Raw genomic sequence first — 25,552 nt, 5'->3', positions numbered from 1 at the left:
CCGGCTCAGACCCCGCTGATCCCGTAGTCGCGGATCTTGCGGTAGATCGTGGCGCGCGACATGCCCAGCTCGGCGCAGGCCCGGGTCTTGTTGCCCCCGTGCGTGGTCAGGCTGCGCACGATGGCGTCCCGCTCCAGCGCCTCGAGCTGACTGAGCTGGCGGCGGATCGCCGAGCGCGCCTGAGCCGGCAGATCGGCCGCGCGCACCGTGCCCGAGCGGCGGCGGTTGAGCAGTTCCAGCAGCACCGAGCGCAACTGGGCCACGTTGCCGGGCCAGGTGGCACGGGTGAGCTGCTGCATCGCCTCGAAGTCGAAACGCAGCCGGTGACTGCGCGACAGCCCGGACAGCAACGACGGGACGAGCTCGGCCACGTCCTCGCCGTGGTGCCGCAGGGCCGGCACCTGCACGGTGTGCGGGAAGTGGGGGAGCAGGTAGGCCGCGGTCTCGGTGTCGGGCACCGCCCCCGGCCCGTCCGACACCGTCATGGTCAGCGCGACCCAGACCCCGTCGCTCGCCCCGCCCAGGGCGTGAGCCTGCAGCAGGTCGCCCAGCCCGATCAGCGCCTCGACCGACAGCCTCTCGGCGTGCCGGATCACCAGCGCGCCCTCTTCGGTGAGCTCGCCGGCCACCTCGTCCAGCCAGGTGTCCACGGCCTCCGAGGTCCGGGTGTCCTCGCCGTTCAGGACCCGGAAATGCCCGGCCGGAGAATGCTTCGCCAGCACCGCGCGGAGCAGGGCGAGCTTGCCGGTGCCGGCCTCGCCGGACAGCACCAGCCATTCCCGGCTGCGGTAGCAGGCCTCCACCTCGGCCACGCAGCGCTGCCACACCCCGCTGCTGCCGACCAGCCCCGGCAGGGAGTTCTGACGGGGGAGCACGGGGGCGGGCTCGGCCGAGGGCTGCTTGCTGAACCGCACCTCGATGACCCCACCCAGCTGCCCCCGGTGCCCCGTCACCGGCCGGTACTTCAGTCGCGCGACCAGCCCGCTGGGCAGGTCGCAGATCAGGGTGACCGGAGCCGACTCGTCGCGCACGTCGGCCGCCCACTCCATCAACGAGTGCTGGTCGGCCGGGGCGAGCGTCCTTCGGGCCTGCTCGTTCATCATCACCACGTCGCCGTTGACCGCCAGCACCACCCCGTTGGTGCGTTGTGACGTGCGCAGGTACTCGCGGAACAGGGCCAGCTCAGTGAGCCCGGCGGTGTTGAGCAGACCGCGCTCGATGCGCTCGGCGCAGGCGCCGGCCACGGCCTGCATCATGGCGGTGGACGACCGGCCGGCCCAGGAGGTCAGGTCGAGCGCACCCAGCACGGTGCCCTGCACCGGATGCTTGATCGGCACCCCGGCGCAGGTCAGGTGCTCCAGGTTCTCGGCGTAGTGCTCCGGGCCGTGCACCAGGGTGGGCCGGCCCTCGCTGAGCGTGGTGCCGATGCCGTTGGTGCCCACCCAGCGCTCGGCGTAGCTGAAACCCGGGGAGAGGTCGACCCGGTCGAGGTAGCGGGCGATCGCGCCGTCCGAGTCCACCCGGTCCAGCACCACGCCCTGGGCGTCGGTCAGGATGATGCTGACCGGTTCGGACTGCAGCTGCTCGCCGAGCTGCCGCAGGATCGGCGCCGCACAGGTGACCAGCGGCGAGTCGGTGTCCAGATCGGTGACGAAGGGCAGCTCGATCCGGTCGGCCTCGAGCCCCCGGCGGTGCGAGCGGGACCACGAAGCCAGGATCGGCTCGCGCACGATGTCGGGTGAAACCTCTTGCTCGGTAAGGAATCGCTCGCGGGCATCGGCCACCCGCCGCCGCCACGAAGGCGACGAACCCGTCTGCTCCGACCGTTGATCCGGCCCAGCGAACATCCGCCGCCCACCGCCCTTTGTGGTCGCCAGCTGGGAGGAGTTCCCGTCAAGCACACTAACTCGCGTCGCCACGGTTTGACCCGTCGGAAGTGACGCCCGTCTCAGATTGAGACGCCGAACGGCCTCGCCCCGGGTTGTGATCGATCCAGACCACAACCGGGGAGGCACGTTGAGTAGGCAAAGCCTCAGCAAGGCGCACAAGAAGATCACCGAGCTCTCGTGGGAACCCACGTTCGCCACGCCGGCGACCCGCTTCGGCACCGACTACACGTTCGAGAAGGCCCCGAAGAAGGATCCGCTCAAGCAGATCCTGCGCTCCTACTTCCCGATGGAGGAGGAGAAGGACAACCGCGTCTTCGGCGCGATGGACGGCGCGATCCGCGGCAACATGTTCCGCCAGGTCCAGCAGCGCTGGATGGAGTGGCAGAAGCTGTTCCTGTCGATCATCCCGTTCCCGGAGATCTCCGCGGCCCGGGCGATGCCGATGGCGATCGACGCGGTGCCCAACCCGGAGATCCACAACGGCCTGGCCGTGCAGATGATCGACGAGGTCCGGCACTCGACGATCCAGATGAACCTCAAGCGGCTCTACATGAACCACTACATCGACCCGGCCGGCTTCGACATGAGCGAGAAGGCGTTCGCGAACAACTACGCGGGCACCATCGGCCGGCAGTTCGGCGAGGGCTTCATCACCGGTGACGCGATCACCGCGGCCAACATCTACCTCACCGTGGTGGCCGAGACCGCCTTCACCAACACGTTGTTCGTGGCCATGCCCTCGGAGGCCGCCGCCAACGGCGACTACCTGCTGCCCACCGTGTTCCACTCGGTGCAGTCGGACGAGTCGCGGCACATCAGCAACGGCTACTCGATCCTGCTGATGGCCCTGGCCGACGAGTCGAACCGCCAGCTGCTCGAGCGCGACCTGCGCTACGCCTGGTGGAACAACCACTGCGTGGTGGACGCGGCGATCGGCACCTTCATCGAGTACGGCACCAAGGACCGGCGCAAGGACCGTGACTCCTACGCCGAGATGTGGCGCCGCTGGATCTACGACGACTACTACCGCAGCTACCTGATCCCGCTGGAGAAGTACGGCCTGAAGATCCCGCACGACCTGGTCGAGGAGGCCTGGAACCGGATCGTCAACAAGGGCTACGTGCACGAGGTGGCGCAGTTCTTCGCCACCGGCTGGCCGGTGAACTACTGGCGGATCGACCCGATGACCGACCAGGACTTCGAGTGGTTCGAGACCAAGTACCCCGGCTGGTACAACAAGTACGGCGTCTGGTGGGAGAACTACAACCGGCTGCGCTACCCGGGCCGGAACAAGCCGATCGCCTTCGAGGACGTCGACTACCAGTACCCGCACCGTTGCTGGACCTGCATGGTGCCCTGCCTGATCCGGCCCGACATGGTGACCGAGAAGGTGGACGGGCAGTGGCGCACCTACTGCTCCGAGACCTGCGCCTGGACCGACATCAAGGCGTTCCGGCCGGAGTACGAGGGGCGCCCGACCCCCAACATGGGACGCCTGACCGGTCACCGTGAGTGGGAGACGCTGCACCACAACCAGGACCTGGCCGACGTGATCAGCCAGCTGGGCTACGTGCGCGACGACGGGAAGACGCTGATCCCGCAGCCGCACCTGGACCTGGACGACCCCAAGAAGCTGTGGACGCTCGACGACGTGCGCGGCATCACCTTCCAGAGCCCGAACGTGCTGCTGAACGAGATGTCCGACGCCGAGCGGGAAGCCGCGGTGGCCGCCTACAAGGCCGGCGGTCCGGGCGGACGACCCGCCGCCGCCTGACCATCCCAGGACGGTCCGGTGGCGGCGGTCCTCAGCTTCGGCCGCCACCGGACCTTTTAAGGAGTACCCATGGGTGACAAGCATCGCGTCCACTTCGAGCCGGTCGACCTGGAGATGGAGGTCGACGAGGACGAGACCGTGCTGGACGCGGCCTTCCGGCAGGGCATCTCGCTGATGCACGGCTGCCGGGAGGGGCAGTGCTCGGCCTGCAAGTCGTTCCTGCTCGACGGCGATGTGCAGATGGCCCGCTACTCCACCTTCGCGCTGGCCGACTACGAGAGCGAAGAGGGCTACGTGCTGCTGTGCAAGACGCACGCGTACAGCGATCTGACGGTCGAGCTGATCAACTTCGACGAGGAGGAACTGCACGACGCCGTCCCGATCCAGACCGTGCGCACCACCATCGCCGCGCTGGTCCCACTGACCGGCGACATCGTCTCGCTGCGGCTGAAACTGGCTGAGGGGGAACGGTTCGTGCACAAGGCCGGGCAGTACTCCGAGATCCGGCTGCCCGACAGCGACGTCAAACGCTCGTTCTCGATGGCGACCACCCCGTCGTCCACCGAGGAGAGCGGCGAGATCGAGTTCATCATCAAGAAGTACCCCGGCGGGCACTTCTCCGGGCTGCTGGACTCGACGCTCGCACCGGGCGACGAGGTCGTGCTGACCGGACCGTACGGCTCCTGCACGCTCCGGGCGTCCTCGGACCGCAGGATCGTCTGCATCGCCGGGGGAGCGGGCATGGCCCCGATCCTGTCGCTGCTGCGCCGGCTGGCCGAGAGCGGCACCGAGCGACCGGTGGTCTTCTACTACGGCGCCAGAACAGCCGAGGACCTGTTCTACCTGCCGGAGATCGTCTCGCTCGGCCTGAAGATCAAGGACTTCCGCTTCGTCCCGGCGCTCTCGCACAGGCCGGAGGCCGACTGGGCGACGCTCGGGGTCACCGGGGACTTCGGGCTGATCACCGACGTGGTGGACCGGCAGGAGCCGGACCTCACCGAGACCGACTGCTACCTGTGCGGTCCGCCGCCCATGGTCGACGCCGCGATCGCTCTGCTGGAGAGCCGGGACGTGCCGGGCGAGCGGATCCACTTCGACAAGTTCACCACCAGCGTCTCCGAAAGCTGAGGACCCGATATGGCAGCACCTGTGAAGAAGCCCGAAGGGGTACGCAGTTTCCCCAAGCCGGAGTTCACCGACGCCGAGGCCGGCGCCCTGGAGTTCCCGAGCTCGAACAGCCGCTCGTACAACTACTTCAAGCCGGCGAAACTGCGCGCCACCACCTACGAGGACGTCACGTTCGACGTCCAGCCCGATCCGGAACGGCACCTGACCCAGGGCTGGATCTACGGCTTCGCCGACGGCGAGGGCGGCTACCCGCAGGACTGGACCGCGCTGAAGTCCGGCGACTGGCACCAGTTCCGCGACCCGAACCAGGAGTGGGAACAGACGATCTTCCGCAACAACGCCAACGTGGTGCGGCAGATCCAGCAGAACCTGGCCAACGCCAAGCTGGCCAAGGCCTACCAGGGGTGGGCCCCGGGCTGGGTGCACTTCGTGGAGCGGAACCTCGGGGCCTGGATGCACGCCGAGAACGGCCTCGGGCTGCACGTCTTCGTCGCCTGCCAGCGCTCCGCCCCGACCAACATGATCAACAACGCGATCGCGGTGAACAGTGCCCACAAGCTGCGTTTCGCCCAGGACCTGGCCCTGTACAACCTGGACCTGAGCGAGGCCGGCATCGGCTTCGACGGTTCGGCGCACCGTTCGGTCTGGCACACCGACCCGGTGTGGCAGGGGGTCCGGGAGAACGCCGAGCGGCTGACCGCGATCGGCGACTGGGCCGAGGCCCTGTTCGCCACCAACGTGGTGTACGAGTCGCTGGTCGGTGGGCTGTTCCGCTCGCACCTGGTGATGCAGATCAGCGCCCGCAACGGCGACTACGTCACGCCCTCGCTGGTCGGCACCGGGGAGAACGACTACGCCCGCGACCTGGCCTACACCCGAGCGCTGTTCACCCTGCTGGTGCGCGATCCCGAGCACGGCGCCGCGAACCGGGCGCAGTTGCAGGAGTGGCTGAGCACCTGGCTGCCGGTGAGTCTGCACGCCGCGCAGGAGCTGCAGCCGATCTGGTCGCACCCGGCCGAGCGGGTGCTGCCCTTCGCCGAGTCGTTCTCGGCGGCCAAGGACGACCTGCGGGCCGTCCTGTCCGACCTCGATCTGCCCGAGCCGAAGGAGCTGAGCCGGTGAGCGACATGGTGTTCGGCGCCGGGACCGGGTCGTCCAACAAGTGCGGCGTGACCCTGATGAACAACCAGAACGGGTACGTGGTCGCCGAGGTCATGCGGCAGAAGGAGGGGGTGCAGATCGCCGAGTTCCCCTCGATGATCCGGGTCGACGGTGAGCGTCTGCTGACCTTCGACTTCGACGAGATCACCCAGGCCCTGGGCTCCGACTTCGACCAGTCGGACTTCGAGGAGATCATGTCCACCCACTACGGGCGGATGGTCCACTTCGACGACCGGACCATGCTCTTCGCCAATCCGGAGGACGCGGCCGAGTACATCGACTTCGACCTGAAGGTCGTCGAGTAATCCACTGATTCACGGCCCTGTCGGCCTGTCCGTGCGTTGTCGCGGACGCACGGGCGGGCCGCCGGGGTTCAGGCTGAGGAGAGATCATGTACGAAAAAGATGGTGAGAAGTACTACGTCGTCGACAGTCACATCCACTTCTGGGACGGCGGCGAGTCGAACCAGAAGAACCGCTACGGAGCGGGTTTCACCGGGTGCTTCTACGACTACTCGAAGAACCTGAGCCCGGCCGAGGAGGTCTGGACGCTGGAGAAGTTCGGGTCGTACACCGAGGAAGACCTGATGCACGACCTGTTCGAGGTCGGCTACGTGGACAAGGGCATCTTCCAGCCCACCTACCTGACCGACTTCTACATCAACGGCTTCAACACCACCGAGCGCAACGGCGCCCTGGCCGAGAAGCACCCGGAGAAGCTGATCACCAACGGCGCCTGGGACCCGCGCGACGGCGAGGCCGGCCTGGACGCGCTGGAGGCCCTGCACGAGCGCTGGAACCTCAAGGGCGTGAAGCTGTACACGGCCGAGTGGAAGGGCGACTCGAAGGGCTGGAAGCTCACCGACCCCTGGTCGTACCGGTACCTGGAGAAGTGCGAGGCCCTGGGCATCCGGAACATCCACGTGCACAAGGGCCCGACCATCTACCCGCTGAACCGGGACGCCTTCGACGTGGCCGACGTGGACGACGTGGCCACCGCCTTCCCGAACCTGAACTTCATCATCGAGCACGTCGGCCTGCCCCGGCTGGAGGACTTCTGCTGGATCGCCACCCAGGAGCCGAACGTCTACGGCGGCCTGGCCGTGGCCATGCCGTTCATCCACAGCCGGCCGCGCTACTTCGCCCAGATCATCGGCGAGCTGCTCTACTGGCTGGACGAGAACCGGCTGACCTTCGCCAGCGACTACGCGATCTGGCAGCCCCGGTGGCTGATCGAGCAGTTCGTCGACTTCCAGATCCCGGAAGACATGCAGAGCGAGTACGGGGTGCTCACCACCGACATCAAGAAGAAGATCCTCGGGCTGAACGCGGCGCGCCTGTACGGGTTCGAGGTGCCGGAGGAGGCTCAGGTGAAGACCCCCGGTCTGGAGACCGGGGCGGCCAAGGGTTCGGCCCCGATCGACGTGTCCGACCCGGTGACGGCGTGAGAGCGCCGCGCGAGCAGGAGGTCTGGATCGCCCTCGGCCTGGTGCGGGATCCGGAGCTGGACGAGCCGATCACCGACCTGAACTTCGTGACCGAGGTCCGGGTGAGTGAACACCACGTGCTCGTCCGGCTGCGACTGCCCACCTACTTCTGCGCCCCCAACTTCGCCTACCTGATGGTGGTCGACGCGCACGACGTGGTCAGCCGGTTCTCCTGGGCCACGGACGTGACCGTGCGCCTGGAAGACCACTTCGCCTCCGACGAGATCAACGGGGGCGTGGCCGACGACGCCGGATTCAGCGGTTCGTTCCCCGGGCAGAGCGAGGGCGAACTGGACGAGCTGCGGGCAACTTTCCAGCGCAAGGCCCACACCGCCTGCCTGGAACGCTCGTGCCGTTCGCTGCTCGACGCCGGGTGGGAGGTCGAGGGTCTCTCCCGGGCCCGGCTCTCGGACCTGCCGGCCGGAGCCGCCAAAGATGCGCTCCTACGCAGACGGTCGGAGATCGGACTCGACTCGGAACCCGGCGACCCACTCGTGGTGGACGCCACCGGCCGGCCCGTGACCGACGTCCACAAGCACTTGCGGTTCGCCAAGACGGTGCGTGTGAGCATCGACGGCAACGGCATCTTCTGCCGGGGCCTGCTGGCCACCCGCTACGGCGACGAATCCGGCCCGGGCACGCTGTCCGGCGTCATCCCGGTCACCGACCTCTGGAGGAGGGCGTCATGAAAGCTGTCCAACTGGGCCAGTACGAAACGCAACCCGTCCTCACCGAGGTGCCTGACCCCGTCCTCAGTTCGCCCCTGGACGTGATCGTCAAGGTGGGCGGCGCTGGAGTGTGTCGCACCGACCTGCACATCATCGAGGGGCAGTGGGAGCAGAAGTCGGGGGTTGCGCTGCCCTACACGATCGGTCATGAGAATGCGGGCTGGGTGGCCGAAATCGGCTCCGCGGTGACCAACGTGGCAGTGGGCGACCCGGTGATCCTGCACCCGCTGGTCACCTGTGGGCTGTGCCGGGCCTGCCGAGACGGCGACGACGTGCACTGCGTCAACTCGAAGTTCCCGGGCATCGACACCGACGGTGGGTACGCCGAATACCTGCTCAGCAACGCTCGTTCCGTGGTCAAGCTGGACCAGGCGCTGCAGCCGGCCGACGTGGCGGCTCTGGCCGATGCCGGGTTGACCGCCTATCACGCGGTGGCCAAGGCGGCCCGGGTGCTTCGGCCGGGTGACACTGCCGTGGTGATCGGGGCCGGTGGGCTGGGGCACATCGGAGTTCAGGTGTTCCGGGCCCTGTCGGCGGCCCGGCTGATCGTGGTGGACCGCTCTGCGGATGCGCTGAAGCTGGCGGCGGACCTCGGGGCCGAGCACACCATCGTGGCCGACGGCACCCAGGTGCAGCAGGTGCTCGACCTCACCGAGGGCAACGGGGCCGAGGCGGTGATCGACTTCGTCGGTGAGGGCGGCGCTCTGGAAGACGGGGTGGCGATGCTGCGCCGGGCCGGGAACTACTACGTGATTGGCTACGGCGGAACGCTTTCGGTGCCGACCATCGACATCATCTCCACCGAGGTCAACTTCGTGGGCAACCTGGTCGGCTCGTACAGCGACCTGGCCGAGCTGATGGTGCTGGCTGCACGGGGCAAGGTCACGCTGCACACCGCTACCTACTCCTTGAGCGACTTCGCCCAGGCGCTGACCGATCTGGACCGCGGGAACGTTCGTGGCCGGGCAATTCTGATTCCGTGAGGCTTGTCCGGCGACTGCTCTTTGGTCGTCGGACAAGCCCGCCTTGTTCCTTTGGAGATGGAGTTTGACCATGGCTAAGGACCTGCGTTTCGACCGGGACGCACGAAGCTTGCTGGAAGCCGGGGTCAACGCCCTGGCCGACGCCGTGAAGGTCACCCTGGGCCCCAAGGGGCGCAACGCGGTGATCGAGAAGCTCACCGGGGCGCCGACCATCACCAACGACGGCGTCACCATCGCCCGTGAGATCCAGCTGCGTAACCCGTTCGCCAACATGGGCGCGCAGCTGGTGAAGGAGGTGGCGATGAAGACCAACGGCGTGGCCGGTGACGGCACCACCACCGCCACCGTGCTGGCCCAGGCCCTGGTTCGGGAGGGTCTGAAAGCAGTTGATGCGGGCGCGAACCCGATGCAGGTGAAGCGGGGCATCGAGAAGGCCGTGGCGGCGGTGATCGAGGTGCTGGCCGATCGCAGCGTGCCGGTGGGCGGCCGTTCCGACCTGCAGCACGTGGCCATGCTGTCGGCCAACAACGACGCCGAGATCGGCGAGGTGATCGCCCAGGCGATGGAGAAGGTGGGCAACACCGGTGTGGTCACGGTGGAGGAGTGGCCGCACTTCGGTATGGGGGTGAGCTACACCGACGGCGTGGAGTTCGACCACGGCTACATCTCGCCCTACTTCGTCACCGACAAGGACCGGATGGAGGCGGTCCTCGAAGACGCCTACGTCCTGCTCACCAACGAGAAGATCACCTCGGTGCAGACCCTGATGCCGGTGCTGGAGCAGGTGCGGCGCACCGGCCGGCCGCTGGTGCTGCTGGCCGAGAACGTCGACGGCCCGGCGTTGTCGATGCTGATCACCAACCACCTGCACGACACCTTCCACTCGGTGGCGGTGCGGGCGCCGGGCTTCGGCCACCGCCGCGTGGCCGAGCTGGAGGACCTGGCCGTGGTGCTGGGCGGCACCGTGGTCAGTTCCGAGTCGGGGGTGTCGCTGTCCTCGGTGCGCCTGGAGAACCTGGGCCGGGCCCACCGGGTCACGGTGACCGAGGCCGGCACCACCATCGTGGGTGGTGACGGCGACGCCGAGGCCGTGCGCGCCCGGGTCCAGCAGATCGGCAAGGAGCTGGCCCGGGCCGAGAACGAGCACGACCAGGACACGCTGCGGCTGCGGATGGCCCGGCTGTCGGGGCAGGTCGCGGTGATCAACGTGGGTGCGGTGACCGACGTGGAGCTGCGCGAGAAGCAGCACCGGCTGGAGGACTCGCTGCAGGCCACCCAGGCGGCGATCGAGGAGGGCGTGGTGTCCGGGGGCGGTACGGCCCTGGTGCAGGCCCAGCCGGTGCTGGACGGGCTGGCGCTGGAGGGCGACGCGGCGGTCGGGCGCGACATCGTGCGGCGGGCGCTGGAGGAGCCGTTGCGCTGGATCGTGATCAACGCCGGGCACGACGGTGACGCGGTGGTCGCCGAGGTGGCGTCGTTGCCGGTGGGGCAGGGGTTCAACGCGCTCACCGGGCAGTACGGCGACATGTTCGACTTCGGGATCATCGACCCGCTCAAGGTGACCCGGTCGGCGTTGCAGAGCGCCGCGTCCATTGCCGCCCTGCTGCTCACCACCGAGACTCTGATCGTGGAGGAGGTGCTGGGCAACCCGGGGGCGATCGTGGCGCCGGGCTTCGGTGACCTCGCCGAGGGGATGGTGCGGCCGTCCAACATTTACTGACGGGTCTGAGTTCACCGTAATAAGGCCGTCCCTAGCCCCCTCCCGCCCGGGAAGACGACCGGGAGCGGGCCAAACGTGAGGTGGGGTGCAGCGCCGATGCACCCCACCTCACCGCAGGCAGAGAGCGAGTCAGATGAATCCACCGTTGGCCACCCCCACGACCGTCCACGCCGGTGTCCAGGCCACCGGGGTGCGCGAGAACAGCACCGGCCGCCGCGCGGTCGGCACCACGCTGGGCTCGGCCCTGGTGGCCGCGGTGGCGTACATCGACCCGGGCAACTTCGCCACCAACGTCTCGGCCGGCGCGCAGTACGGCACCATGCTGGTCTGGGTGGTGGTCGGGGCCAGCGCGGTGGGCATGCTGGTGCAGTACCTGTCGGCGAAACTGGGCCTGGTCACCGGGCGTTCGCTGCCCGAGCAGTGCAAGCGGCACCTGTCCCGGCCGGCCCGGATCGGCCTGTGGCTGCAGGCCGAGCTGGTGGTCGTCATGACCGACCTGGCCGAGATCGTGGGCGGCGCCATCGCGCTCAACCTGCTCTTCGGCGTCCCCCTGCTGCCCGGGGCCCTGATCATGGTGGTGGCCGCCTTCGTCATCCTGGCCCTGCACATCCGCGGCCGCGACGCGTTCCGCCCGGTCGTGTACGTCTGTTTCGCCGTGGTGGCAGCGGGTTTCCTCTACCAGGCGTTCCTGGCCGACCTCGGGGGAGCCGAACTGGCCTCGGGGTTCCAGCCCCGGCTGGAGGGCACCGACAGTGCCTACCTGGCGGCCGGGATCGTCGGGGCCACGGTGATGCCGCACGTGGTCTACCTGCACTCCCACCTGACCAAGGGCGAGGCGCTGATCTCCCGGCGCAGCATGCCGAGGCTGATCCGGATCACCCGGCGCGAGATCGTCGGGGCGATGCTCCTGGCCGCCACCGTGAACATCTCGATCATGCTGGCCGCCACCGTGCTCGCACCGACCGACACCCTCGAGGGCGCCCACGCCGGATTCGCTGATCTCACCGGCGAACTCAGCAGCTGGGTGTTCGCCTCGGCCCTGCTCGCCTCCAGCCTGGCCTCGACCTGCGTGGGGGTCTACTCCGGGCAGACCATCATGGCCGGGTTCCTGCACCGCAGCGTCTCGCTCCGGGTGCGGCGCGCCATCTCGGTCCTGCCCTCGCTGGTGATCCTGGCGGTCGGGGTGGATCCCACCGCGGCGCTGGTGCTGAGTCAGGTGGTGCTCTCGTTCGGGATCCCGTTCGCGCTGGCCCCGCTGATCTGGTTCACCAGCCGCCGGGCGGTGATGGGCGAGAGCCGGAACCGGATGAGCACGGTCGTGGTGGCCACGATCGTGCTGGGCGCCGTGGTCGCACTGAACGTTTTCCTGCTGGGCACGCTGTTTCTGGGTTGAGCGGGCATAGTTTCCCGGTATGAACACAGCTGAACTCTTGACCGACGGTTTCGAGCGGGTGAAGGAGTCGGTGGCCGAGGTGGCCGACGGGCTCACCGCCGAGCAGCTCGCCCACCGCCCGGGTGGCACCGGCAACTCGATCGGCTGGCTGCTGTGGCACCTCACCCGGGTGCAGGACGACCACGTGGCCGAGGTGGCGGGCACCGAGCAGATCTGGACCGCGCAGGGCTGGGTGGAGCGGTTCGCTCTGCCCTTCGAGCCCGGGGAGACCGGGTACGCGCAGTCCAGCGCGGAGGTCTCGCAGGTCCGGGTGGAGTCGGGCGATCTGCTGGTCGGCTACTACAACGCGGTGCACGCCCGCACGCTGGAGTACCTGGGCGGGCTGAAGGAGGCCGACCTGGACCAAGTGGTCGACGAGCGCTGGGACCCGCCCGTCACGCTGGGCGTGCGGCTGGTCAGCGTGCTGAACGACGACACCCAGCACATCGGCCAGGCCGCCTACGTGCGCGGCATCCTGCCCTGAGTTCGTAACTGGGCCAGCCAGTAGAGGATCGGCTCCTCCCACTCCGCGGCCGCAACCGGGTCCCAGACCACCTCGGACCCGGTTGCGGCCTCGTCCGGGCTCAAGGCCCGCAGCCAGCTCAGGGCCCGGTGCAGCGGGGCCAGGGCGAGCACCGCGCGCAGTTCGGTGCGCAACTGCGCCAGCGGCGCCAGGTCGGTGAAGACCTCCAGGTAGGCGTCCTCGAGCCGGGCCACTCCGGCGGCGTCCACGCCTTCGGCGGCGAACATCAGCGGCAGGTCCATCGTGCTGAACGGGTGGGCCACGCACGAGTCGCCGAAGTCGAAGAAGCGGTAGGCGCCCGCTTCGTCCACCGCCACGTTGTTGTCGTGCAGGTCGCCGTGCTGCAACGAAGGGGGAACCAACGGCGCTTTGAGGACTGGGGGTACCTCCCGAAGCCGGAGGCGGTGGGGGACCGTGGGCCTCTCCCAGCCGGCGGCGAGGGTTGCGAGCCGATTGCGTTCGTCGGCCGGTACCTGCTCAGCGGTGGTGAACGGGCGCAGCAGGTCGAGGTAGCGGTGCGGGCGCTCGTCCGGGACGCCCTGTTCCAGAAGCGTTTCCACGTAAGAGGTGAGACTGCGCTGCAGTTCGGCGAACCGCTGCACGAGGGGGATCCAGACCTCCAGCCGGAAGGTGTCGCCTTCCCGCTCGCGCAGCACCGTCCCGGCCGAGGCCACGATCAGCCGGTGCCCGGCCGGGTCGGTGGCCAGGAGCTCCGGCACCAGGGCGGGGCAGGCCCGGGTCAGCACCGGCAGCACGACGGCCTCGTGGCCGGTGCGGGCGGTCGCGCACTTGAGGAAGGCATCGGCGTGGCCCGGCCGGGTGAGCCGCCAGGTGACCGCCCAGGGCCGGGAGCGGAGCCGGTGCAGTTCCACCGGCCCGAGCACGTCCCGGGCCCAGTCGACGGCCGCAGTGACCCGTTCGTCTCTCACCGGCCCATCGTGCCAGTCACCCGGGCTGGTCAGGCAGGGTGAAGCGGAACGTGGCGCCCTGGCCGGGGGCCGACTCGGCCCAGATCCGCCCGCCGTGCCGCTCCACGATCCGGTGCACCGTGGCCAGCCCGATCCCGGTTCCGGGGAAGTCGCTCTGCTTGTGCAGCCGCTGGAACGGTGAGAACAGCCGCTGGGCCTGGGCCATGTCGAACCCGGCGCCGTTGTCCCGCACGAAGAAGTCGCCCTCGGCCGAGCGCCCCATCTCGATCCGCGGGCCCTCGGTGGCCCCACTGAACTTCCAGGCGTTGCTCAGCAGGTTCTCCAGCACGTTGCGCAGCAGGCGGGGGTCGGCCGAGACGGTCAGGTCCGGCCCGATCACCGTTTCCACCACCCGCCCGGGCGACCCGGCGGCCAGGTCGCTGAGGATTTCGCCGGCGATCACGCCGAGGTCGACCGGGCGGCGCGACAGCTCGGCCCGGCCCACCCGGGACAGCTCGATCAAGTCGTCGATCATCTCGTTCATCCGCTTCACCGAGGCCCGGATCCGGGCGGCGTAGTGCTGCCCGGTCTCGTCCAGGTGCTCCTCGACCACCTCCAGCAGCATCGCGGTGAACCCGTCGATCGCCCGCAACGGGCTGCGCAGGTCGTGCGAGACCGAGTAGCTGAACGCCTCCAGCTCCAGGTTCTTGCGCTCCAGCTCCTCCACCATGGCGGCCTTGGTCAGAGCGATCTCGGCGTCGGCGTGGGCCTGGGCGGCCTCGATCTCCTTGCGCAGCAGGCTCTCGCGGATCTGCCGGTGCTCGTCGGCCACCTGCTTGCGCTGCATCTGGGCGCGGATCCGGGCGAGCAGCACCCGGGTGTCGGTGGCGGCCTGGACGTAGTCGTCGGCGCCCGCCCCGAGCGCGTCGATCATGGTCTGCCGACGGTCGTCGTCGCCGATCACGATCAGCGGCACGTCACGCACGCCGGGCGCCGCCTTGATCTTCGAGCAGACCTCCAGGCCGTCCGCCCCCTCGATCAGGATGCAGTCACAACGCTGGAAGGCCAGCAGTTCCAGGGCCTCCTCGCCGGATCGGGCCTGGACCACGTCGAACCCCTCGCCGCGCAGGTGCTCGGCGTAACCGGTGAGGCCGGAGGCCCCGATCGCCACCACCTTCTTCAGCCGCTGCAGGCTGGCCGTGTCCACCACCGGACCGGGTGCCGCCCCGGTCCGCAACGCGGCCGAGAGCTTGGCCAGCACCACGTCCGCGTCGGTGCCCGCCCGCACGAAGGCGTCGGCCCCGGCGTCCAGGGCGGTCAGCTCGGCGCCGGCGTCGTCCGAGGCGGCCAGCAGTAGGCAGGGGATCGCCCGTAGGGCCGAGTCCAGCCGGATCCGGCGGATCACGGTGGCCCCGTCGATGTCCGGCAGGGCCGCGTCCACCAGAACCGCGTCCGGCCGGCGGGCCGCCGCCTGGCGCAGCCCGGCCAGCCCGGAGTCGGCCTGGACCACCTCGTAACCGTTGTCCTGCAGCATCTGCGTGAACCGGCCCTGCACCTCGGTGCTGTCGTCGATCACCAGCACCCGTAACGGGTGCTCGGCGTCCGAGCTGGGCACGGTGATCAGTTCCTGGGCCCGCGAGACCAGGTAGCCGGAGTCGTAGGGCTTGCCCAGGTACTCGTCCGCGCCGGTGCTCAGCCCGCGGATCCGGTCCTTCACCTCGGCCTCACTGCTGAGCATGAGCACCGGCAGGGCCGCAGTGGCCGGGTCGGTGCGCAGCTGCCGCAGGACGTCCACGCCGTCGCCGTCGGGCAGGACCACGTCCAGCACGACGCAGTCGGCCGACTCGGCGGCCAGCTGTTCCCAGAAAGCCGCGACCGTGGCGCAGGGCACGGTGCGCCACCCGGCCTCGCCGAACGCGTTCACCAGGTCCATCCGCACGGTCAGGCTGTCGTCGAGAATCAGCACGGTGCCGATGCTTCCGTTGTTCGTCATCGTGGCCTCATTCGTACCGCCAGGTCGGAAGGTACGGTCAGCCGGCCGAGCGCGGGCCCGATCCGGTCGATCGGCAGGACGTGCTGGGCCCCGCCCAGCCGCACCGCCTCTCCGGGCATGCCGAACACCACCGAGGTGGCCTCGTCCTGAGCGATGGTGAGTCCTCCGGTGCGGTCGATCTCGAGCATCCCGGCGGCGCCGTCCTTGCCCATGCCGGTGAGCAGGCAGGCCGCCACCCGCGGGCCGTGCGACTGCGCCAGGGACTCGAACAGCACGTCGACACTGGGCCGGCAGGAGTGCCTTTCGGGTTCGTCGGTGAGCAGCAGCGTGTTGCTGCGTACCCGTAGGTGCCGGCCCGGAGGGGCCATCACCACCTCGCCCGGGCGCACGTTGGTGAGTGGTTCGCCGCTGACCGCCAGGCGCACCCGGCGGTCGGTGGCCTCGGCCAGCCAGGAGGCGAACGCGTTGCCGAACGACTCGTGGACGTGCAGCACCAGCAGGATCGGCAGGGCGAAGGTGGCCGGCAGGGTGCGCAGCACGGTGGCCACCGCGGTCGGCCCGCCGGTGGAGGCCCCGATCGCCACCAGCGAGTAAGGATGAGACGGATCTGCCTGTGGGGGAAGTGGTTCCGGAGTGCGGGCGGCGGGTACCGAGGCATGGTGACCGATCCGGCGGATCACCCGGATCCGGGACACCAGCCGGCAGGTACGCAGGAACTCGCGGTCCCAGGCGTCGTTCCCGCCGGTGGTGTCCCGGCCCAGCGGCTTGTCCAGCACGTCGACCGCACCGGCGTCGAGCGCGGCGATGGTGTCGATGAACCCGGCCCGGTTGTCGGCGCTGGAGATCACCAGGATCGGGGTGGGGCAGTGCTGCATCAGCTGCTCGGTGGCGGCCAGCCCGGACAGCCCGGGCAGCATCATGTCCATGGTGACCAGGTCCGGGCGCAGCCGCTGGCACTCCTGGATCGCGGTCTCCCCGTCGCCCGCCTCGCCGACCACCTCGAAGGCCGGGTCCGAGCGCAGGGCGGCCACGATCCGGGCCCGTACGGTGCGCGAGTCCTCGACCACGAGCACCCGGATCGGCCGGCCGTCGGGGCTCATCCGGCATCCTCGGCGCTCGGGCGTTCGGCTGTGTGTTCGGTGACGAGCCGGGCGACCGCGTCGAGCAGGGTGCTCTGGTGGAACTCGCCCTTGTCGATGTGCGCCCGGGCGCCGGCGGCCCGGCCGCGCTCGCGGTCCTCGGGGCCGGCCTTGGTGGTGACCAGGATGCAGGGCATGTGCCGCAGTTCGGGGCGGGTGCGGGTCTGCTCGATGAAGGCGAAGCCGTTCATCCCCGGCATCTCCACGTCCACCACGGCCACCGCGTAGCGCTGGCGGGCGGCCATGGCCAGGCCCTCCTCCGCCGACCCGGCCTCGTCCACCCGGTAGCCGGCCGCCTGCAGGATGCTGCGTTCCAGCATCCGGGTGGTCAGGGAGTCGTCGACGATCAGGATCGGGACGGGGGCGCCGGGGGTGGGGGAGGCCGTGGTGGGGGAGGCTGTGGCGGGTGGGAGCGGGACGGGGGTGCTGACCCGGGGCAGGCGGCGGGTGGCGGCGACGGCGGCCACCTCGGCCGGGTCGAGGACGGGGCGGGCCCGGCCGTCGATGTCGATCCAGATGCCGCACACCAGCGGGGGTACGGGGGCGAGCTCGGGCAGGGCCCGGACCGCCACCTCGGCGGTCCCGACCAGGCGGGTGACGCCGACCGCGACCAGGCCCCGGCCGCCTTCGAGGAGCAGGACGGTGCGGCCGTTCTCTTCCGGGCCGACGGAGTCGGCGGGGAGGGTGAGGACGTCGGCCAGCGGGACGTAGGGGATGCGACGGCCGTTGTGCCGCACGGCCAGGGCCCCGGAGAAGTCGTCCGGGCCGATCCGGCGGGCCTGCCGGACCGCGCGCAGCGGCAGGGCGGCCAGGTCGGCGCTCTCGGTGGGCCGGACCAGCACCACCTCCTGCGCCGTCATCGTGGCCGGGGTGGTCAGGTCGATGGTGGTGCCCTGGCCGGGGGTGGTGGTGATCTCGATCCGCCCCCCGGTGCGTCGCACCACGTCCTGCACCACGTCCAGGCCGATCCCGTGCCCGGAGATCTCACTGACCGTGCCGGCCGTGCTGATCCCGCTGCCGAGCAGCAGCTGGAGCACCTGGGCGTCGTCGATCCCGGCGTCGGGAGCCCGCCCGGTCTGCACCAGCTTGCGCCTTACCGCGTCCAGGTCGATGCCGCGCCCGTCGTCCGTGCAGCGGAACCGCACCCCCTGCGCGCCGTGACTGATCTCCACCTGAACCCGCCCGCTCTCGTCCTTGCCCAGGGCCCTTCGTTGCGCCGGGGTCTCGACGCCGTGGGCCACCGCATTGCGCACGATCTGCCGCAGAGCGGTCTGGACTCCGGCCAGAATGGTTGCGTCCAGAGCGATCTCGGCGCCTCGCACCTCCAGCCGGGCCCGCTTGCCCTGGGCGGCGGTCACGTCCCGCACCCCACGTTCCAGGTCGGGCACGATCGTCTCGACCGGGATCAGGCGCAGCTGCTCGGCGGTGGTGTACACCTCGCGCAGTTCCCGATCGATCCGGTCGGCGCTGGTCTCGAGAATCCGCGCCAGTGTGGTCAGTTCCTCGATCTGCGAGTCGGTCAGCCGGCCGGTGGCCTCGGCCACGGCGCGTAGCCGGCGGGCCCGCAGCGCGCCGTCGCGTACCGTGCTCAGCTGGGTGCGGGTCTGCACCACACCGTTGATCAGGTTGTCGATCTCCAGCAGCGAGGCGCGGGCGGTCGGCAGCGGGTCGGGGATCCGCTCGGCCGGGGCCGGGTCCAGCGTGCTCGAGGCGGGGGCCTCGGGGTTGGCCCGGGGAGCCGGGATCGGGGCAGCCTCCGGCGCGGGTTCCTCACTGCCGCCGAGCTGCTCCAGACCGGCGCTGAGCCCGTCCACCAACTGCTGCATCTGGTCCAGTTCGGCGGTGGGCAGCGGCTGTTCGCTGTTGCGGTGGGGCCCGAGCATCTCCTCGAGCTCGTGCACCCGGTCGGCCATGTCGGTCTGCCCCACCACCCGGGCCGCACCCTTGAGCGTGTGGGCGTGCCGCAGCGCCGTGCGGGCGGCGTCGGCCGCCGGTCCGCCCCGGGCCAGCTCGGACAGGGCCACGGTGAGCTCGTCGACGAGCTCCCGGGCCTCGATCCGGAAGTACTGCAGCAGGTCGCTCACCGCGGCGTCGACCCGCTCCCCGTTCCGCCGCCGCCGCCGACGCCCGCCCGGGCCGCCCGCGGGCGGGCCGCCGGGGTGATCGAGTCCGGTTCGATCAGCCCCCGCAGCCGGGCCGACAGCTCGGCCAGTTGCGAGGCGGTGGCCAGGATCTGACCGGACCCGGCCTCGCTCTCCTTGGTGGTCTGAGTGACGTTGCCGACCGCGAAGTTCACCTGCTCCACCGCGGTGGTCTGCTGCTTGGTGCTCAGCTCGATCTCCCGGGCCGCCTCCATCGTGGTGCGCATCAGCTCCACGATCTGGTCGAACTGGGCCGTCACGGACTCGAACTGGGCGCTGCCGGAGTCCACCGACTTGGCCCCGATCTCGGTGGCCATCACCGTGGTGTGCACCGCGTTGCGCACCACGTCGATCAGCGTGCGGATCTCCTTGGTCGACTCGGTGACCCGGTCGGCCAGCTTGCGGATCTCGTCGGCGACCACAGCGAACCGGCGGCCGGACTCACCCGCCCCGGCCGCCTCGATGGTGGAGTTGATCGCCAGGATGTTGGTCTGCTCGGCCAGTTCGGACACGATGTCGAGGACGGCCCCGATCTGCTGCGACTTCTCGCCGAGCTCGATCATGTGGTCGACGATCACCTGCACCTGGTGCCGGATCTCGTTCATCGACTGCTGGGCGGTGGCCATCGTGCCACCGCCGGAACCGCCGGCCTCGGCGGTCTGCTCGGCCACCGCGGCCACCCGCTGGGCGCTTTCGGTGATCTGCCGCGAGGTGGCCAGCAGTTCGTTGATCGTGGTGGAGATCTCGCTCATCGCGGTGGCCTGTTCCATCGCCCCCACGGCCTGCTGGTTGGCGGTGGTCTGCAGCTCCGCCGACGAGGTCTGCACCTGGCCCACGGCCCCGCCGATCCGCGAGCGCAGCCGCCGGGTGATGTACAGCCCGATCAGCGCGGTGGCCAGCACCGCCAGGCCGTAGACGGTGCAGATGGTGATCACGTCGCGGCGCTGGGCGGCGTCGGCCGCCCGGATGCCGTCCTGGGCCAGGTCGTGCTCGTACGCGGCGAACTCGTTCAGCGCGTCCTGCAGGTTGGTCCGGGTCGAGGCGGCCTCCAGGAAGGCCTCGGCCGAGTCCTGGGTGGTGCCCTGCTCCCGGACCTCGATCAGGTTGTTCATCGACTGGCGGGACTGCTGCTCGGCCTCGTCGATCCGGCTGACCAGTTCGCGGCCCCGGTCGGTGTGCACCATGCCCTGGGCGGTCTTGATCAGGTTGTCGAACTCGACGGTGCGGGCCTCGGCCGAGCGGTGGAACGTCTCGTCGTTGGTCAGCAGGTAGGCCCGCACCTCGGCGGACCGGTCGGCCCGGGCGGTGAGCAGCTTCTGGGCGATGAGTTCCAGCTGGGAGTCCACCTCGATCACCCGGTCCTTGGCCCGCACCACCTCGCTCAGCCCGTAGAGCGCCACCGCGCCGCCGATCACGTTCAGCAGCAGCACCACGGCGAAGCCGACCGCCAGGGTCCGGCCGAACGTCCAGTTGGGTCGCATGGTCAGATCTCCGTTCCCGTGCACAGCCCGCGGACGGTGTGCACCACCTCGGCCAGGGAGAGCAGGTACTCGCCGGCCAGTTCCGCGGCCGGGACCCGGCCGAAACCGGTGAAGTCGCCGAACACCAGGGCCACGGCCGGCTCGGCGGCCGGGACCACCACCCAGCGCGGGCTCTGCGCCACACCGCCCAGCAGCAGCCCGAGGTCCCAGGCAGCGGCCACCGAACCCCGGTTGCTGACGATCCCGACCATCGCCGGGTGCCGGGAGGGCAGCGGGGTGATCGGCGGATGGGCGGAGATCCCGGCCACCTCGCCCAGCCGGATCCCGCGCTCCTCGACACCGATCCGCAGCCGCAGCACGTCCTGCATCGGGGTCTCGTCGCTGCCGGGGGCCTCGGCGAAGGCGGCGTCGAACTCGGCCCGCATCGCGGCGGCCCGCTGGGCCAGCTCGCTCGGCCCGGTCAGTGCGCGCAGGGGGGTCATGACCGCCCCGCCCGGGAGATGGTCCGGCACACCGAAAGCAGGGCCTCGCGGTCGAAACCGCCCCCGAAGAGCAGCACCCGGCGCTCGCTCTCGCTGGTCAGCAACTGCGCGGCGCGCTCGTAGCAGCGGTCGGAGGTGTTCTGGTCGCCGCCGAACCGGGTGAGCCGACCCAGGTGCAGGTGCCCCAGAGCGAACCCGGGATCCGCGTCGACCGCGGCGTTCCAGTGCAGCAGCGCTCCGCGCTCGTCGGAGTCGGCCTCGCGACACGTGGCCAGGACGCCGTGGGCGTCGGCGGCCACCGCACCGCCGCGGCCCAGTAGCCGGTGGGCGTCGCGCCCGGCGCCGCTCAGGTCGCCGGCGTGGGCCAGCAGCATGGCGCGGACCAGCATCACCTCGGTGTCCCAGAGGCTGCGCGGAGGGACTGCGGGCACGTCGATCAGCTCGATCACCCCCAGGGCAGCGGCGAAGCGCTCGGCCCGCAGCAGCTCCAGGACCTGACCGAACGACTCACGGTCGGGGCCGGAGGGACGGCGCGCGGGCAGGCCCCGGGGCACCACCCGTACGGTGGCCGACCGGGGGGAGTCGCTGAGCCGGTAGTAGAAGCAGCCGTCGGTCTCGCACAGCTCGAAGTCGTCGGTGACGCCGCGCAGGGTCTCGGCCGACCCGAGGAACAGGTAGCCGCCTGGCAGCAGGGCGTCGGCCAGGCGCTGCACGACCTGCGCCATCGCCGCCGGAGCGAAGTACATCAGCACGTTGCGGCAGAAGATCGCGTCGAAACGGGGCTGCCAGAAGGCCGGGTCGGCAGCCGCCAGGTTCTGCGGCCGGAATTCCACCGACTCCCGCAACGACGGTTTGACCAGGAAGTGCCCGTCCTCCTGGTCGAACCAGCGGCGCTGCACGGCCGGGGGCACGGCCCGCATCGACCACGACGTGTAGCGCCCGGCCCGGGCCTTGGCCAGGGCCTGCGGGTTCACGTCCAGCCCGATGATCTGCGCGTTCGGGTAGCCGTTGTCGCGCATGGTGATGGCCAGGGAGTAGGGCTCCTCGCCGCTGGCGCATCCGGCGGACAGCAGCCGCGGACCGGCGCCCTCGGGCCGGTCGGGCCGGGCCAGTCGGTCGGTCAGCACGGTGCGGGTCAGCACCGAGAACTGCTCGGCCTGGCGCAGGAAGTAGGTCTCGCCCACGGTCAGCGCGCCGGCCAGGGCGCTCAGCTCCTCGCCGGAGCGCTCCAGGCTGTCCAGGTACCCCGACACCGTGGGGGCCTGGCGCGCGGTGGTGCGCTGCAGCAGGACCTGGGTCAGCCGGGCCCGGTCGGTGGGGCCGAAGGTGAGGCCGAGCCGGTGCTCCACGATCGCGGCGAACCGGGCGCTCTCGTCGTCGGTGGGCCCGGCCGGCCCGGCTCGTCCCACAGCTTGGCGCTCGGTCAGGATGACGACACCTCCGTCAGCTGCTCCCAGAGCTCGTCCGGTACCAGCCGCGAGGCCTCCAGCACCACCAGCAACTGCTGGTCGCGGGTGGAGACGGCGCTGTACAGCTCTGATTCCGGGCCTCCGAGCAGCGAGGGCAGCGCCTGCAGGTCCTCGGACGGCAGGGTCCGGATCCCGGTGACGTCCTGCACGGCCAACGCCACCTGACGCTCGTTCGCCGTGATCAGGGTGATCCACCGTCCGGCCCGCACCGGCGCCCCTCCGGTCAGCACACCCGAGTCCACGACCGGGACGGCCGTACCCCGGATCCGCGCGACCCCTGAGACAAAATCTGGCATCCCGGAAAAGGGGGCGGCGCTGAGCGGGCGCATCGTCTCCCGTACGGCTGTGAGCGGGACGGCGAACGATTTTCCCCCCGTGCTGCACAACAGCAAGGAAATGCCGGTCCCGCTGCGGCCAACCCCCGTCTTCACCTGCCTTGTCTCGGCGGGGGGAGCACGGTTCTTGACCGTCTGGAAGTGGCTGGAACTGGTCAGCGGGTGAACTCGATCCCCTCTGCGTCCACCCGGGAAAAGCGCTGTAGCAGGGCATCCACTCCGTACGACGAGTACAACCGCCAGGGCCAGCGTCGTCCTTGGGAGGGCACCAGTTGTGCGGCCCGGGTGAGATACCCCGAGGTGAGGGTCAGCAGGGGCACCCGCTCGGCGGACGGGGGCGGCTGGGCCACGGCAGTGCGGTAACCGTGGCGGCGCATGTGTTTGAGCATCCGCACCACGAAACGCGCCGACAGTTCGGTCTTGAGCGTCCAGGAGGCGTTGTCGTACCCGATCAGGAAAGCCAGATTGGGGACGTCCGTGAGCAACGTTCCTTTGTAGGTCACCTTTTCGGCGGGGTCGACGGGGGTGCCGTCCACGTCCAGCGCCACGCCTCCCAGTAACCGGACCCGCAAACCAGTGGCGGTGACCACGAGCGTTGCCGGCAACAAACGTCCATTGGTCAGTCTGATGCCGTTCTCGGTGAACGTCTCGATCTCCCCGGTGACCACCTCGGCGTCTCCGGCCCGCAGCGCCGTGAACAGATCGGCGTCGGGCACCACGCACAGTCGTTGGTCCCAGGGGTTGTAGCGGGGGCGGAAATGCTCCATGGGGTAGTCGTCGGGCAACAGTGGACGGACGCGGCCCAGAAGCCATCGAGCCGCCAGGGAGGAAGCCAGGCGGCAGAGGTGCCAGAACGTCGTCGTAACGCTCACCGCGCGCAGACGCTCCAGCCGTCCGGCCAGCCGGGGGGAGAACCGGGCCAGGCGGGGCAGCGAGAACGAGTGCCGCTGGGGAAGCGAGATCAGGTAGCTGGGGGAGCGCTGCAGCATCACCGTGCTGCGGGCGGCCGGGGCGAGCGCCGGCACCAGGGAGACGGCCGTGGCCCCGCTGCCGATCACCACGACGTCCTCACCGGCCCAATCCAGGTCTTCGGGCCAGAGCTGAGGGTGCACCAACCGGCCGGTGAACCGTTCCTGGCCCGGCAGAGGCGGCCGGTACGGGTCCTGGTAGTCGTAGTAACCGGTGCACAGGATCAGGTAGGAGCAACTGATCACGCGCTCGGCGCCCGCGCCCAGCCGGATCCGCACCGACCAGCGGGCCCGCTCACCGGCCCACGACGCCGAGACCACCTCGTGCCCGTACCTGATCCTGGCCTCGACGCCGTACTCCTGGGCGGTGTCGCGCAGGTACTGCAGTACCGAGGCGCCGTCGGCGATGGCCTCGGGGCTGGTCCACGGCCGGAACGAGTAGCTCAGGCTGAACATGTCCGAGTCGGAGCGCACCCCCGGATACCGGAAGAGGTCCCAGGTACCCCCGCTGACCTCGCGCGACTCCAGCACGGCGTACGACAGACCGGGCAGCGAGCGCTCCAGGTGGCAGGCCGTGCCGATCCCGGAGAGCCCGGCGCCGACGACCAGGACGTCCAGGTGTTCCGGGTCGGTGGCTGAGCGTGAGGTTTCCGGCACCCGGCCATCATCGGTGAGGGGGCGCGCCCGGTCCTGCCGAAGCGGCCGGTCCCGCCCAAGATCGCTTCACCGCAACGTAACCCGGACCGGCCCGGGCGGCTGGACATCCGGTGAAATCGGGCGTTCGATCGAGGTACGTGATGAATTTGTACCAAGTACGTCTCGACACAGGGTGCTCATGTACAAGCCACAGGGAAACTGCGTAACCTCTGCTCGCGTGGCACAGCGACGCAAGGTGGTAGCAGCGGTCAACCGGGAGCTCGAAGAACGGTTCGGGTTCCGCGTGGTCAGAGTGAAGGACGACGAGGAGGCACCGCCCCCGGTCGAGGTCGTCGAGGAGGAGAAGCCGCGGATCCCGGTCCGGCGCCCCTCCGACCCCAGAGACCGGCTGGTCCAGCGTCCGGTGTTCCTGCTGTCCTCGGTCCGCTCCGGTTCCACCCTCTCCCGGGTCATCCTGAACAGCCACTCTCAGATCCACTCGCCGCACGAGATGCACTTCCGCCGCACCCAGGTGATCGCCTACACCACCCCGGTCCAGCAGGCGCTGGAGCACTTCGACCTGAACGAGCGCGACCTCGAGCACCTGCTGTGGGACCGCATGCTGCACCGCGAGCTCACCCTGAGCGGCAAGTCGGTGCTGGTCGAGAAGACCCCGAGCAACGTGTTCGTGGCCGACCGGCTGGCCACCGCCTGGCCCAAGGCGAAGTTCATCTACCTGATCCGCCACCCCTGGTCCATCGCCCAGTCCTGGCACGAGGGCGACCCGGAGAACCGGCCGGTGCCGGTGGCGATCCGACACACCCTGAACTACATGGAGTACCTGGAGAAGGCCCGGAACAAGCGGGCCGGCCTGACCATCCGCTACGAGGACCTGACCACCGAGCCGGTCAAGCAGACCCAGCTGATCTGCGAGTTCCTCGGGCTGGAGTGGGAGCCGGGGATGCTGGAGTACGGCAAGAAGGACCACGGCGACTTCAAGAAGGGCATCGGGGACTGGAAGGAGAAGATCAAGACCGGGACGATCCAGCCCGGCCGCCCGCTCCCCGACATCTCCGACGTGCCGGTCGAACTGCGGCCGATGGTCGAGCGCTGGGGTTACTGACCGCAGGGGTTCATCCGCTGTTCATCCCCGGTGGTTCGTCAGGGCAAAGTCAG

At 69.9% G+C, this 25,552-nt stretch carries 21 protein-coding genes; 11 read left to right on the top strand and 10 right to left on the bottom strand.

The window, feature by feature from the left end; translation table 11 throughout:
* Positions 1–5: 5 nt before the first annotated feature.
* On the bottom strand, positions 6–1,847 hold the full coding sequence (locus tag QSK18_RS22925; RefSeq protein ID WP_269809855.1) for a GAF domain-containing protein: 1,842 nt from the start codon (positions 1,845–1,847) through the stop codon (positions 6–8).
* A 169-nt stretch (positions 1,848–2,016) separates the two neighbouring features.
* Between QSK18_RS22925 and QSK18_RS22920 the strand changes: the two genes are divergently transcribed.
* The 10 genes from QSK18_RS22920 (at position 2,017) to QSK18_RS22875 (ending at position 12,785) form a co-directional block, all read left to right on the top strand.
* Positions 2,017–3,663 carry a ferritin family protein gene (locus tag QSK18_RS22920; protein WP_232810013.1) on the top strand — a complete coding sequence of 549 codons (1,647 nt, stop codon included), beginning with the start codon at positions 2,017–2,019 and terminating at the stop codon, positions 3,661–3,663.
* Positions 3,664–3,732: 69 nt separating this feature from the next.
* Positions 3,733–4,791 (top strand): 2Fe-2S iron-sulfur cluster-binding protein, encoded by a 1,059-nt coding sequence (locus tag QSK18_RS22915; RefSeq protein ID WP_285623072.1) that lies wholly within the window; start codon positions 3,733–3,735, stop codon positions 4,789–4,791.
* 9 nt (positions 4,792–4,800) lie between these two features.
* Positions 4,801–5,913 carry an aromatic/alkene monooxygenase hydroxylase subunit beta gene (locus QSK18_RS22910; protein ID WP_232810015.1) on the top strand — a complete coding sequence of 371 codons (1,113 nt, stop codon included), beginning with the start codon at positions 4,801–4,803 and terminating at the stop codon, positions 5,911–5,913.
* A gap of 5 nt (positions 5,914–5,918) precedes the next feature.
* Entirely contained in the window at positions 5,919–6,257 is a 339-nt protein-coding gene (gene mimD / locus QSK18_RS22905) for a propane 2-monooxygenase effector subunit MimD (protein ID WP_232810178.1), read from the top strand.
* A gap of 86 nt (positions 6,258–6,343) precedes the next feature.
* On the top strand, positions 6,344–7,399 hold the full coding sequence (locus QSK18_RS22900) for an amidohydrolase family protein (protein ID WP_232810016.1): 1,056 nt from the start codon (positions 6,344–6,346) through the stop codon (positions 7,397–7,399).
* Complete coding sequence (locus QSK18_RS22895) at positions 7,396–8,127, top strand: iron-sulfur cluster assembly protein (RefSeq protein ID WP_285623066.1); 732 nt, start codon at positions 7,396–7,398, stop codon at positions 8,125–8,127. Before QSK18_RS22900 ends, QSK18_RS22895 begins: the two co-directional genes overlap by 4 nt.
* A complete protein-coding gene (locus QSK18_RS22890) occupies positions 8,124–9,149 on the top strand; it encodes an NAD(P)-dependent alcohol dehydrogenase (protein ID WP_285623063.1) in 1,026 nt (341 codons plus the stop codon). Before QSK18_RS22895 ends, QSK18_RS22890 begins: the two co-directional genes overlap by 4 nt.
* A 70-nt stretch (positions 9,150–9,219) precedes the next feature.
* Positions 9,220–10,869: a chaperonin GroEL gene (groL, locus tag QSK18_RS22885; protein ID WP_285623061.1), complete on the top strand. Its 1,650-nt coding sequence runs from the start codon at positions 9,220–9,222 to the stop codon at positions 10,867–10,869.
* A gap of 133 nt (positions 10,870–11,002) precedes the next feature.
* Positions 11,003–12,262, top strand: coding sequence for an Nramp family divalent metal transporter (locus tag QSK18_RS22880; protein WP_285623058.1), 1,260 nt, complete (start codon positions 11,003–11,005; stop codon positions 12,260–12,262).
* A gap of 19 nt (positions 12,263–12,281) precedes the next feature.
* Positions 12,282–12,785 (top strand): mycothiol transferase, encoded by a 504-nt coding sequence (locus tag QSK18_RS22875; protein WP_285623055.1) that lies wholly within the window; start codon positions 12,282–12,284, stop codon positions 12,783–12,785.
* Here QSK18_RS22875 and QSK18_RS22870 read toward each other — a convergent pair.
* Genes QSK18_RS22870 through QSK18_RS22830 form a run of 9 tightly spaced genes read right to left on the bottom strand, consistent with a single transcriptional unit; the run spans position 12,761 to position 24,397 of the window.
* Complete coding sequence (locus QSK18_RS22870) at positions 12,761–13,753, bottom strand: phosphotransferase (protein ID WP_285623051.1); 993 nt, start codon at positions 13,751–13,753, stop codon at positions 12,761–12,763. The two genes, QSK18_RS22875 and QSK18_RS22870, sit on opposite strands and share 25 nt — an antisense overlap.
* A gap of 16 nt (positions 13,754–13,769) precedes the next feature.
* The gene (locus tag QSK18_RS22865) at positions 13,770–15,725 is read right to left on the bottom strand and encodes a response regulator (RefSeq protein ID WP_232810023.1); all 1,956 of its coding nucleotides are present in this window, start codon (positions 15,723–15,725) and stop codon (positions 13,770–13,772) included.
* On the bottom strand, positions 15,722–16,825 hold the full coding sequence (cheB, locus tag QSK18_RS22860; RefSeq protein ID WP_232810024.1) for a chemotaxis-specific protein-glutamate methyltransferase CheB: 1,104 nt from the start codon (positions 16,823–16,825) through the stop codon (positions 15,722–15,724). Before cheB ends, QSK18_RS22865 begins: the two co-directional genes overlap by 4 nt.
* Positions 16,822–18,948 carry a hybrid sensor histidine kinase/response regulator gene (locus QSK18_RS22855; RefSeq protein ID WP_285623047.1) on the bottom strand — a complete coding sequence of 709 codons (2,127 nt, stop codon included), beginning with the start codon at positions 18,946–18,948 and terminating at the stop codon, positions 16,822–16,824. The genes cheB and QSK18_RS22855 overlap by 4 nt, the downstream gene beginning before the upstream one ends.
* The gene (locus QSK18_RS22850; protein WP_232810026.1) at positions 18,945–20,486 is read right to left on the bottom strand and encodes a HAMP domain-containing methyl-accepting chemotaxis protein; all 1,542 of its coding nucleotides are present in this window, start codon (positions 20,484–20,486) and stop codon (positions 18,945–18,947) included. The genes QSK18_RS22855 and QSK18_RS22850 overlap by 4 nt, the downstream gene beginning before the upstream one ends.
* A gap of 2 nt (positions 20,487–20,488) precedes the next feature.
* A complete protein-coding gene (locus QSK18_RS22845; RefSeq protein WP_232810027.1) occupies positions 20,489–20,968 on the bottom strand; it encodes a chemotaxis protein CheW in 480 nt (159 codons plus the stop codon).
* On the bottom strand, positions 20,965–22,377 hold the full coding sequence (locus tag QSK18_RS22840) for a CheR family methyltransferase (protein ID WP_232810028.1): 1,413 nt from the start codon (positions 22,375–22,377) through the stop codon (positions 20,965–20,967). The genes QSK18_RS22845 and QSK18_RS22840 overlap by 4 nt, the downstream gene beginning before the upstream one ends.
* 14 nt (positions 22,378–22,391) lie before the next feature.
* Entirely contained in the window at positions 22,392–22,868 is a 477-nt protein-coding gene (locus tag QSK18_RS22835; RefSeq protein ID WP_232810029.1) for a chemotaxis protein CheW, read from the bottom strand.
* A 59-nt stretch (positions 22,869–22,927) separates the two neighbouring features.
* Entirely contained in the window at positions 22,928–24,397 is a 1,470-nt protein-coding gene (locus QSK18_RS22830) for a flavin-containing monooxygenase (protein ID WP_285623039.1), read from the bottom strand.
* Between the two features lie 217 nt (positions 24,398–24,614).
* On the opposite strand from QSK18_RS22830, the gene QSK18_RS22825 reads away from it, so the two are divergent.
* Entirely contained in the window at positions 24,615–25,499 is an 885-nt protein-coding gene (locus QSK18_RS22825) for a sulfotransferase family protein (RefSeq protein ID WP_232810031.1), read from the top strand.
* Positions 25,500–25,552: the final 53 nt, after the last annotated feature.

It is taken from the genome of Kineosporia sp. NBRC 101677 (assembly GCF_030269265.1).
Lineage (GTDB): Bacteria > Actinomycetota > Actinomycetes > Actinomycetales > Kineosporiaceae > Kineosporia > Kineosporia rhizophila.
The sequence above is the reverse complement of the archived record's forward strand: the minus strand, read 5'-3'. Positions and strand labels throughout refer to the sequence as shown.